Source organism: Citrobacter telavivensis, assembly GCA_009363175.1.
Lineage (GTDB): Bacteria > Pseudomonadota > Gammaproteobacteria > Enterobacterales > Enterobacteriaceae > Citrobacter_A > Citrobacter_A telavivensis.
In genome coordinates this window covers 83359-94431 of sequence record CP045205.1, presented here as the reverse complement: position 1 = coordinate 94431, position 11073 = coordinate 83359, and the positions used below count along the sequence as shown (strand labels likewise).

10 protein-coding genes are annotated in these 11073 nt (G+C 54.7%); 1 reads left to right on the top strand and 9 read right to left on the bottom strand.

Translation table 11 applies throughout. From position 1 onward, the window contains the following. Nucleotides 1-14: 14 nt before the first annotated feature. The 3 genes from gntT to gntX form a co-directional block, all read right to left on the bottom strand. The gene (gntT, locus tag GBC03_02700) at nt 15-1331 is read right to left on the bottom strand and encodes a gluconate transporter (GenBank protein ID QFS69195.1); all 1317 of its coding nucleotides are present in this window, start codon (nt 1329-1331) and stop codon (nt 15-17) included. A 334-nt stretch (nt 1332-1665) separates the two neighbouring features. Beyond that, complete coding sequence (gene nfuA, locus GBC03_02695) at nt 1666-2241, bottom strand: Fe-S biogenesis protein NfuA (protein QFS69194.1); 576 nt, start codon at nt 2239-2241, stop codon at nt 1666-1668. 58 nt (nt 2242-2299) lie between these two features. Next, nucleotides 2300-2983 carry a DNA utilization protein GntX gene (gene gntX / locus GBC03_02690; protein ID QFS69193.1) on the bottom strand — a complete coding sequence of 228 codons (684 nt, stop codon included), beginning with the start codon at nt 2981-2983 and terminating at the stop codon, nt 2300-2302. A 37-nt stretch (nt 2984-3020) separates the two neighbouring features. Between gntX and bioH the strand changes: the two genes are divergently transcribed. After that, complete coding sequence (gene bioH, locus GBC03_02685) at nt 3021-3791, top strand: pimeloyl-ACP methyl ester esterase BioH (protein ID QFS69192.1); 771 nt, start codon at nt 3021-3023, stop codon at nt 3789-3791. Nucleotides 3792-3837: 46 nt separating this feature from the next. On the opposite strand, the gene GBC03_02680 is transcribed toward bioH, so the two are convergent. The 6 genes from GBC03_02680 to greB form a co-directional block, all read right to left on the bottom strand. Beyond that, a complete protein-coding gene (locus GBC03_02680) occupies nt 3838-4788 on the bottom strand; it encodes an Rpn family recombination-promoting nuclease/putative transposase (GenBank protein QFS69191.1) in 951 nt (316 codons plus the stop codon). Nucleotides 4789-4976: 188 nt separating this feature from the next. Continuing rightward, nucleotides 4977-5213 carry a [Fe-S]-dependent transcriptional repressor FeoC gene (feoC, locus tag GBC03_02675; protein ID QFS69190.1) on the bottom strand — a complete coding sequence of 79 codons (237 nt, stop codon included), beginning with the start codon at nt 5211-5213 and terminating at the stop codon, nt 4977-4979. 9 nt (nt 5214-5222) lie between these two features. Further along, nucleotides 5223-7544, bottom strand: coding sequence for a Fe(2+) transporter permease subunit FeoB (gene feoB / locus GBC03_02670; protein QFS69189.1), 2322 nt, complete (start codon nt 7542-7544; stop codon nt 5223-5225). 18 nt (nt 7545-7562) lie between these two features. Continuing rightward, entirely contained in the window at nt 7563-7790 is a 228-nt protein-coding gene (gene feoA / locus GBC03_02665; protein QFS69188.1) for a ferrous iron transporter A, read from the bottom strand. A 375-nt stretch (nt 7791-8165) separates the two neighbouring features. Continuing rightward, nucleotides 8166-10484, bottom strand: coding sequence for a S1 RNA-binding domain-containing protein (locus tag GBC03_02660; GenBank protein ID QFS69187.1), 2319 nt, complete (start codon nt 10482-10484; stop codon nt 8166-8168). Nucleotides 10485-10582: 98 nt separating this feature from the next. Next, a complete protein-coding gene (gene greB / locus GBC03_02655; GenBank protein QFS69186.1) occupies nt 10583-11056 on the bottom strand; it encodes a transcription elongation factor GreB in 474 nt (157 codons plus the stop codon). Nucleotides 11057-11073 lie beyond the last annotated feature (17 nt).

The window sequence follows — 11073 nt, the reverse complement described above, 5'->3', positions numbered from 1 at the left end:
ACAAGGCGTTTCGGTTAAACCACCGTTCCCAGTAGCAGACACCCAATCAGGCCGCAGACAGAGATAATGGTTTCCAGCATCGACCAGGACTTGATGGTCTCGCCGATCGTCAGGTTAAAGTACTCTTTGAACAGCCAGAAGCCTGGATCGTTCACGTGAGAGAAGATGACGCTACCGGAACCAACGGCGATAACCATCAGCTCAGGGCTGACGCCGGTAGTGGCGATCAGCGGTGCGACAATCCCACCCGCGGTAATGGCGGCAACGGTAGCCGAACCCAGCGCGATACGCAGAACGGCAGCGATAGACCACGCCATCAGCAGCGGGGAGATGTTGGTTTCGTTCATCATGGACGCAATGTATTTATCCACGCCGCTGTCGACCAGTACCTGCTTGAACGCGCCGCCACCGCCGATGATCAACAGCATCATCGCGATAATTTTGATGGAAGAGATCAGCGTATCGTTAATCTGATCCATCGAACGACCGCGGTTCAGACCGAAGGTGAACATAGCGATCAACACCGCAATCAGGGTTGCCATCACAGGGTCACCGAAGAACTCGGCAACGGGCAGGAAGGCGTGGCCTTTCGGCAGGATCATCTCTGCAATGGCGCGCATCGCCATCAGCACAACGGGAACCAGTGAAGTCCAGACGCTGACGCCAAAGCTCGGCATCTCTTCTTCAGTGAAGGTTTTCGCGCTGTACAGACCTTCCGGAATAGGTTTATCAATGCCTTTCAGGCAGCGGGCAAAGACCGGACCCGCCAGAATTACGGTCGGGATCGCCAGAATCGTACCGAACAGCAGGGTTTTACCCATATCCGCATGGAAAATGGTGGCGATAGCGGTTGGACCCGGGTGCGGCGGCAGAAAACCGTGCGTCACGGAGAGCGCTGCGGCCATCGGTACACCGACATACAGCAGCGGAATGTTGGCGGCGGCCGCAATGGTAAAGACCAGCGGTAGCATCAACACGAAGCCCACTTCATAGAACAGTGCAAAACCGACGGTGAAGCCTGTCAATACTACGGCCCACTGAATGTGTTTCTTACCAAATTTTGCAATCAGCGTGGTGGCGATACGTTGCGCACCCCCGCAGTCTGCCAGCATTTTGCCCAGCATGGCGCCAAAACCCATAATCAGGGCAAGACTCCCCAGGGTGCCGCCAACGCCAGCTTTGATGGAGCCAATGACTTTATCCAGCGGCATTCCTTGCATCAATCCAACAGCAAGCGCCACCAGGACGAGAGCGATGAAACCGTTCATTTTGAAGCGGATCATCAGGAGTAATAACAAGATTACACCGATAGCAACGATGACTAATGGCATGATTTACCTGGCCTTTCAATTTGTTATGGGTAACGTCAATGTTTTGACGACAAACTACGTTTGTCCCAACCGGGAACAGCGACGTAACAGCACCTCGACGGATTACCCTTAAAACTGTCTAGTTTAGTCGGATGTTAAGTGTGTGTTTGGTGCCCATATGAATGATACGGGTAACATAGGGTGATTGAGAATCACCTCGACAGGCAAAATTTAAATTATGCGAGGCAGGTCAAATTATCGGAGAGGATGTTGCAGAATATGTTGAGAGGGCGGCGCGAGATTGCATATTGCCCGATGGCGCTTGCGCTTATCGGGCAATACACGCGCAGAGAACTTAGTAGTAAGAGTGTTCGCCGCGCTGGTGTTCGGTCAGGTCGCGAACGCCTTTCAGCTCCGGGAACTCGTTCAGCAACTGCTTCTCGATCCCTTCTTTCAGGGTCACGTCGACCATGGAACAGCCATTACAGCCGCCGCCAAACTGCAGAATCGCATAGCCTTCGTCGGTTATCTCCATCAGAGAAACACGACCGCCGTGACCGGCAAGCTGCGGGTTAATCTGCGATTGCAGCATATATTCCACGCGTTCCATCAGCGGCGCATCGTCAGCCACTTTACGCATTTTCGCGTTCGGCGCTTTCAGCGTCAGTTGAGAACCCAACTGATCGGTCACAAAATCGATCTCAGCGTCTTCCAGATAGGGCGCACTCAGTTCATCAACATAAGCGGTCAGCAGGTCAAATTTCAGGGCGGTGTCGGTTGCTTCCACGGCGTCCGGCGGACAATAAGAAACACCACATTCAGCGTTAGGCGTACCGGGATTAATCACAAATACACGGATTTGTGTCCCTTCTTCCTGATTTGCCAGCAGTTTGGCAAAGTGCGCTTGTGCAGCATCGGAAATACGGATCATAGTAATGGCCTAATAGTTGACTATTTTAGTTGGTTATAATACGCCCATCATCGAGGCTCTACAAGGTTCGACACAGGCACCATACCTGGACTGTCGCCGCGCCGTTGCGTAAAAGCAGCTGCGCGATCTCCGCGACGGTACTCCCGGTCGTGATGACATCATCCACAACGACCATATGGAGTCCCTTCACCGGCAATTCAAGGCGAAAGGCATTTTTCAGGTTACGCTTGCGCAATCTGGCGCTGAGATGGTGCTGAGTGGCGGTGGGGCGAATGCGCGTGACGCTCCGACTGTCCCAGGGACAGCCTAACCAACGAGACAACGACTGACACAACAGATCGCTTTGATTAAATCCTCTGCGCCAGTGGCGGCGTTGCCAGAGTGGGACGCTGATCAGCCTGTCCGGCAGGGGCAGCCTGGTCATACGGCGCGCCTGTAACACCTCCAGCAATAGAACGCGTGACAACGCGGGGGCGATGTCGTTGCGTCGGGAGAACTTAAGCTGATGGATAAGTGTACTGAGCGGCGGGGTGTAGTCGCTGACGGTAATCAGTCGCTGCCAGGGCGGTGGTTTTTGCAGACAGCGTCCACAGGGAAGCGTGGGATGCACGGAGGGGAGTCCACATCGTGGGCAGAGCGGTTCATGCCGACGCACTGCGCGTTCACAGACGGAACAGATCCCCCAACGACTGAGCGCCAGCGGCATTCGGCATAGCCAGCATAATCCCGGTACTGTTAGCATAGGTTCATCCTTGTTGGCGAAAAGAGAACAGTAACTGATGAATGACATCTGGTGGCAGACCCGTGGTGAGGGAAATTGTCATCTTGTGCTGCTGCACGGATGGGGACTTAACGCCGAAGTATGGCATTGCATTAGCGAGGAACTGAGCTCGCATTTCACGCTTCATCTGGTCGATTTACCAGGTTTTGGCCGCAGCCAGGGGTTTGGGGCCATGACGCTTGGAGAGATGGCAGAGCATGTGTTGGATCAGGCACCAGAGAAAGCTATCTGGCTTGGCTGGAGTCTTGGTGGATTGGTGGCAAGCCAGGTGGCATTAACCCATCCCGAGCGCGTTCAGGCACTGGTGACCGTAGCGTCCTCACCCTGTTTCAGCGCACGTGACGCGTGGCCGGGGATCAAACCCGATGTCCTGGCAGGATTCCAGCAACAGCTCAGCGAAGACTTTCAGCGGACAGTAGAGCGTTTTCTGGCATTACAAACGATGGGGACGGAAACGGCGCGTCAGGATGCCCGCGCGCTGAAGAAAACCGTACTGGCGCTGCCAATGCCGCCGGTGACTGTACTGAACGGGGGGCTGGAGATCCTCAAGACAGTTGATCTGCGCGAGTCGATGACATCGCTGACAGTACCGTTCCTGCGATTATACGGCTATCTGGACGGACTTGTTCCCCGCAAGGTCGTACCACTGCTTGATGCGCTGTGGCCAGAGAGCGAGTCGCTGATTTTTGCAAAGGCGGCGCATGCCCCGTTTATTTCGCATCCTGATGCGTTTTGTCAGGCGCTGGTGGCGCTGAAACAAAAGTTATAACACAATGAAAAACGCCCGGAAAGTGAACCCCTTGCCGGGCGTGCGATTAATGGTTCTGCGTGATCAAGTCATCGGCGGTAAGCCCGGTGATTCTGAGAATGGTCTGGCGGTCGATGCCATCAGTCAGCATGGTGGTAGCGATGCGCAGTGCTTCCTCGCGTTTACCCTGCTGCAAGCCCTTTTCCAGGCCTTCTTGTAATCCATTGATATGACCCTCCTGAAGACCATTACAATGCCCTTCCTGACGTAATCTCTCGGCAATAGTCATCAAGCTCTCCTTGTGTTCGGGTAATCGTTCGGCCATGCCATGTATAAAATCGCGAAAGCGATCGGTGTCACCCGCCTGCAGCAGATAATTAAACAGGGCTTTCAGTTGGTTGTCATTAGCGTGCCCCGTAATAAGCAGCGTCGCCAGTTTTTCCACTAATCCCATTAAATCCCGCTTACGGATATGCTTTTGCACCAGTTCCAGTAGTGCCACACGACGATGTTGCATAATCTCGTCATCAGGAACGACGGTAATATCCACCAGTGGTAACGCTGCGCCATACAGTCGTCGTGCGGCTTCCGGGTCATCAAATTCGTCCAGCCAGCAGAGTGAAAAGGGGTAGGGGCTGACCGTACCGTGATAAAACAGCATAGGTATCACCAGGGGGAGCGTCTGGTGGCCGGCATCCAGATGTCGTTGCATTGCCGCAATGGCGTAGCGCATGAGACGGAATGCCATATGCGGATCGGCGGTGCTCTGATGTTCAATGACGACGTAGATATACCCCTCTCCTTCGCGGGTTTTTAGTGACCACAGCACATCGCAATAGTACGCGCGCAACTCTTCCTCAATAAAACTCGTCGGTTCCAGTTTCAGCGTCTGCAGGTCGCAAAGCGCACGCAAGGAGGCAGGAAGGTGGAGTTGAAGAAAATCCTGCGCGGTCGCCGGGTGGCTCAAAAATGTTTTGAATATCGCATCGTGCGGTGTCGCGCTGGAGGCCGTATTCATGGCGATCCCTCACCGGAATAAAAGATGGCGTGACTCTATCTGGCAGGAGAGGAGAAAGCATCTCCCAGTTGTTAACGATGCGAACAAGGCAGGAGGAAATCGTTGTCTTGCTGAACGTGATTTAGTGTTGTGGAATCCGGCACGCAAAATGCCGGATGGCGACGTTCACCGCGCCATCCGGCATAAACTTAACGCAGCGCCCACCATTCGCGCAGGCAGGCTTTGCCTTCCGGGCAACTTTTGCAGCTTCCGGAGAGACAGCCGCCAGGCTCTTCCTGAATCCGCATCGCTTTACCCATCGTCTCCAGTTGCTTGAGCATGGCGTCGATCATCGGCTGCGGCGTATGCAATGTATGGCTGATTTGCTCTGCCTCCATGCGTCCCCGTAAGGCCAGTAAATCGCGAACCTGAATTAGCGAAGCCATTGCGACACCCTAGTGGCAATCGCCGGTGGTCGCGCTGGCGCAGCAGTCGCTGGCATTTTTCCGCGTAGCCAACAGATTGACATTCACCCGGCTCCGCGCCCGACGCAGAAGACCCAGGACCACAACGTTAAACAGGACCACGGCCAGGATGCAGACCAGACTGTAGCGCGGGTGCTCGCTGTAGCTGGCAACCTGATAGAACACGGTCGACAGCGAGTAGGCGATGTTCAGGCCCCACAGAATGGAGAAACCCATCCAGCCACGGCTGGATTCACGGGCAATTGCCCCCATTACCGAGATGCACGGAACGTACAGCAGGACGAAAATCAGGTAGCTATAGGCCGCTGCCGCGCTGCCAAATTTCGCATCCATTACGCCCATTGCGCCGGTCGCCATTTCGCCGTCGCCTTTGCTGGCTTCGATAGGGTTCGCCAGCACGCTCAGGCTAAAGGTATCTTTCAGACTCTGCCAGGTTTCATCCAGCGCGCTCAGCAGTTCATTACCCAGATTAAATTCAGCCGGATTAAACGCCTCATCCTGAATATTTTCTGCGGTATAGAGCGTATTGAGCGTACCGACCACCACTTCTTTTGCCATCGCGCCCGTGAACAGCCCGACCGTTGCCTGCCAGTTGTCTTCGTGAACGCCAATAGGCTTGAAGATGGGCGTGATGACGCGGCTAACGGAGGCCAGCGCTGAATCGTTGATGTTATCGACAATCTTGCCGCTCAGCGAGAAGCTGTTAAACGCGCTCAGGAAGATGCTGACGATGACGATCACTTTACCCGCGCGCAGCACAAATCCTTTCAGGCGCTGCCAGGTCTGGATAATCAGACTCTTGATATGCGGGACGTGATAAACCGGAAGCTCCATGACAAACGGAGAGGCTTCGCCACGCATGATGGTGTGTTTGAGCATCAGACCGGTGAGTACCGCCATCACAATGCCCAGCACGTATAGCGAGAATACCGCCAGCGCGCCATTTTGCCCGAAGAAAGCCGCAGCAAACACGGCGAAAATCGCCAGTCGCGCACCACAGGACATAAACGGTGCCATCATGATTGTCATCAGACGCTCGCGTGGCGCATCCAGGGTGCGGGCACCCATCACCGACGGTACGTTGCAGCCAAAGCCGACAATCAGCGGGACGAACGATTTACCCGGCAGCCCCAACGCCTGCATCAGACGGTCCATCACAAACGCCGCCCGCGCCATGTAGCCGGAGTCTTCGAGGAACGAGAGGAACAGGTACATCATGCCGATCTGCGGGACCAGCGGCAGAACGGTATTAATCCCGCCGCCAAGCCCTTGTGCGAGGAAGATGGTCAGCCAGTCCGGGAAGTGAAGGGTATAGCCGATCCACTGAATGCCGTGAATAAAGATCGCCACAGAGCCGGCATCAAAAATCGGGGCTAACGCGCCGCCAATGTTAATGGCGAGCAGGAACATCAGGTACATCACAAACAGGAAGATCGGCAGACCCAGAAAACGGTTGAGGATGATTTTGTCCACTGCCGTCGTAAAGCGGCTGGGCTCTGCCGTCAGGGTGTTGCTCACCACGTCGCAGATCGCCGCAATGCATTGGTAACGCGCATCGGCGATGTGCAGCGCCGGGTCGTCCATCTCATCGCTCAGATGCGCCAGAGAAATCTCCAGCTGCGCCGCAGCGTCACCGGCGTATGCCCGGCTGTAGATATCCCCTTCCAGCATTTGCAGACCGAGCCAGCGACGCTGTTGTGCTGGCATCTCTTTTGCCATTGCGTTCGCCAGTTTATCGGCCTCACGCAACAGCGGCCGGGCGTAATGCACCAGTTCGACGTTTTCATTTTCACTGTGGCGGTCAATCGCTAGCTTCAGCGCTTCGATACCGCGTCCGCGAGTGGAAACCAGCGGGACGACCGGGCAGCCAAGACGGGCTGAAAGGGCGTCGATATCAATCCGGATTTGTTGTTTTTCCGCGATGTCGAGCATGTTGAGTGCGACAATGCAGGGAATGCCCAATTCAAGCAGTTGCAGCGTCAGATAAAGGTTACGCTCAAGGTTTGAGGCATCCACCACGTTAATTAACAGGTCAGCATCGCCGCTCAGAATGTAGTGGCAGGCAATCTGTTCATCCAGAGAGGTTTGCGAAGAGATGGTGGTGAGCGAATACGTGCCGGGCAGATCGACCAGCGTGACCTGATGATCCGTGGTTGAGAATTGTCCCTCTTTACGTTCCACGGTGACCCCGGCCCAGTTGCCTACGCGTTGTCGGGCGCCGGTCAGTTGGTTAAACAGAGTCGTCTTACCGGAATTTGGATTACCAATTAAACCAATGGTTAATTTTTTCATCGTTATAGACTCACTGTATTAACAGGAAACCGCTTCCACTTCTAATAATGCCAGGTCTTTTTTACGCAATACCAGGCTGACGCGACGCGTTTCAATATGAACAGGATCGCCTAAGGGGGCGACGCGGACCACGTTAAATGAGGAACCCGGAAGCATGCCGAGGGAAAGCAGTTTCTGACGGTATGCAGGACTTATTTCACGGGCAAAGCCGGTAATTTTCCACGCAGTATCTGGAGTAAATTGCATAAGAACCTACTTGTTTCTTGCTAACTGGATGTTTACCTCATGGGGCAAAGTGGTGCGGCATGAGACCAGATGATTAGTCAACGAAGGAAAGACTAAATATTCTACAATACAATGATAATGAGAATGGTTTTTATCTTCAACCGATTAAATGTGACGGAATGTTGGTTTGAATAATAATCTGCGCCATTTTTGATATGGCTCAAAAATAATAACCGCCAGGTGAAATGATTTGAATTCTTAATAAATTAACGTTGTTAATGTTTAATTAAGGTTTCATCTGTTAATGAGGTGAAAAATAGAGTGAGGTGGTGAGAGGGAACCGTGTAAATATGCCGGATACGGTGTTGCCACCGCCATCCGGCGCACAATTCAGACTTAACGTTTCTTACCCATTGCTGCCGCCAGCGCATCCATCATCGCGCTGTTGCCTGCGGGTTGCGCTTCACGACCACGCGGTTTTGCTGCTTTCGCTGCCGGACGGTCGTTTCCGCCGCCGCCACGACGGGCATTGGTTTCACCCGGCTGTTCGTCCAGGCGCATCGTCAGGGCAATACGCTTGCGCTGCAGGTCAACTTCCAGCACTTTCACCTTCACAATATCGCCTGCTTTCACCACGGTGTGCGGATCGTCGACGAACTTGTTCGACAGCGATGAGATGTGGACCAGACCATCCTGGTGAACGCCGATATCCACAAACGCGCCAAAGTTGGTGACGTTGGTGACTGCGCCTTCGAGAATCATCCCCGGCTGCAGATCGTTCATGGTTTCCACTCCATCGGCAAACTGCGCAGTTTTGAACTCCGGACGCGGATCGCGCCCCGGTTTCTCCAGCTCTTTGATGATGTCGCTGACGGTCGGGACGCCAAACTTGTCGTCAGTAAAATCGACGGCTTTCAGATTGCGCAGTTCGCTGCTGTTGCCCATCAGGTCTTTCAGGGCCTGTTGAGTTGCCGCCAGAATACGCTCCACGACCGGATACGCTTCCGGGTGAACCGTGGAAGCATCCAGCGGATTATCACCGTGGTTAATGCGCAAGAAGCCCGCACACTGTTCGAAGGCTTTCGGCCCCAGACGGCTGACTTTCAGCAGTTGCTGACGATTCTGGAACTGACCGTTCTCATCGCGCCAGGCCACAATATTCTGTGCCATCATGCGGGTCAGACCGGCCACGCGGGTTAACAGCGGAACCGATGCCGTGTTCAGGTCGACGCCGACGGCGTTTACACAGTCTTCCACCACCGCATCCAGCTTACGGGCTAGCTGCGTCTGGCTGACATCATGCTGATACTGACCAACCCCGATCGATTTCGGATCGATTTTCACCAGCTCGGCGAGTGGATCCTGCAGGCGACGCGCAATGGAAACCGCGCCGCGCAGCGAGACGTCGAGATCCGGGAACTCCTGGGCTGCCAGTTCAGACGCGGAATAGACTGACGCCCCGGCTTCGCTGACGATCACTTTCTGCGCCGTCACTTTCGGGAACTGTTTCTGTACGTCGAGGAAGAAGCGTTCGGTTTCGCGCGAGGCGGTGCCGTTACCAATCGCCACCAGTTCCACGTTGTATTTTTCGCATAGCGCCGCTACCACCACGGCCGCTTTCGCCGCCTGACCGGTATGGGGATAGATGGTATCGGTGGCGACCAGCTTACCGGTGCCATCCACCACCGCGACTTTCACGCCGGTTCGCAGACCCGGATCGAGGCCCATGGTGGCGCGCAGACCCGCCGGTGCCGCCATCAGCAGGTCGTGCAGATTACGGGCGAATACGTTGATCGCTTCGTCTTCCGCGCGTTCGCGGACGGTTCCCATCAGCTCAGTTTCGAGGTGCATTAACACCTTGATGCGCCACGTCCAGCTCACCACGCCTTTACGCCAGCTGTCTGCCGGCGCGTTGTTCAGACGCAGGCCGAGGTGATCCATAATGATCTGTTCGCAGTGGCTCTCTTTCGGCGGCTCATCAAACTGCGGATCGGCATTCAGCGAAAGCTGCAACACGCCTTCATTACGACCCCGGAACATCGCCAGCGCGCGGTGAGAAGGCACGGATGCGATCGGCTCGTGATGATCGAAGTAGTCGCGGAATTTCGCGCCTTCTTCTTCCTTGCCGCCGATCACGCTGGCAACCAGATGGGCATTTTTCCACAGATAGTCACGTACCTTCGCCAGCAACGCGGCGTCTTCGGCAAAGCGCTCCATCAGGATATAGCGCGCGCCATCGAGCGCGGCTTTGCTGTCAGCGACACCTTTTCCGGCATCGATATACTTCGCCGCTTCGGTTTCCGGATCGTGTGAGGGGTCGTTCCACAGCAGGTCGGCCAGCGGTTCCAGACCGGCTTCAATCGCTATCTGCCCACGGGTACGGCGTTTGGGTTTATACGGGAGATAAAGGTCTTCGAGTTCGGTCTTACTTAACGTGCCGTTGATGGCGTTGGCCAGCTCATCGGTCAGTTTGCCTTGCTCGGAAATGGACTTGAGAATAGCCTGACGGCGTTCTTCCAGTTCACGCAAATAGCCCAGTCGGGTCTCCAGATTACGCAGTTGCGTATCGTCCAGGCCGCCGGTGATTTCCTTACGGTAACGTGCGATAAACGGCACGGTGTTCCCTTCGTCAAGCAGGCGAACGGCTGCGGTGACCTGGTCGGCCCGGGCCTGAATTTCACCCGCAATAATGCGGCAGAAAGAATCATTCATCATGGATTGGCTTCATCTACTGAGTAAAAAATCAGGGAACAGTTATACGGATTGACGGGCAAAAACGCCAGTCATAGAGCGGGGCTTCGGATTGTTCCTGCTCATTTTACGTATTCGATCGCATTCACATACCAGCTCGCTTCCCCACCAGGCGTGTTGACCACCGCGAGATCGCCGACCTCTTTTTTCAGTAGCGCGCGCGCCATAGGTGAATCGATGGAGATATAATCTTTGCGACCGAAAATTTCATCGTAGCCGACAATCCGAAAGCGGCGGATGTCGCCATCGTCATTTTCGATCTCGACCCATGCGCCGAAAAACACTTTGCCTTCCTGCTGCGGGGAGTAATCGACAATCTTCAAATTCTCCATGCATTTGGTCAGATAGCGGACGCGCCTGTCGATCTCACGTAGCCGCTTTTTATTATACTGGTAGTCAGCATTCTCGCTGCGGTCACCCAGACTTGCCGCCCAGGTCACCTTCTTAGTGACTTCCGGGCGTTCTTCACGCCAGAGGTAATTGAGCTCGCTTTTGAGTTTTTCGTACCCTTCCCGGGTGATCAGAGGCGTTTTCATCTTATTGATTACCTTTA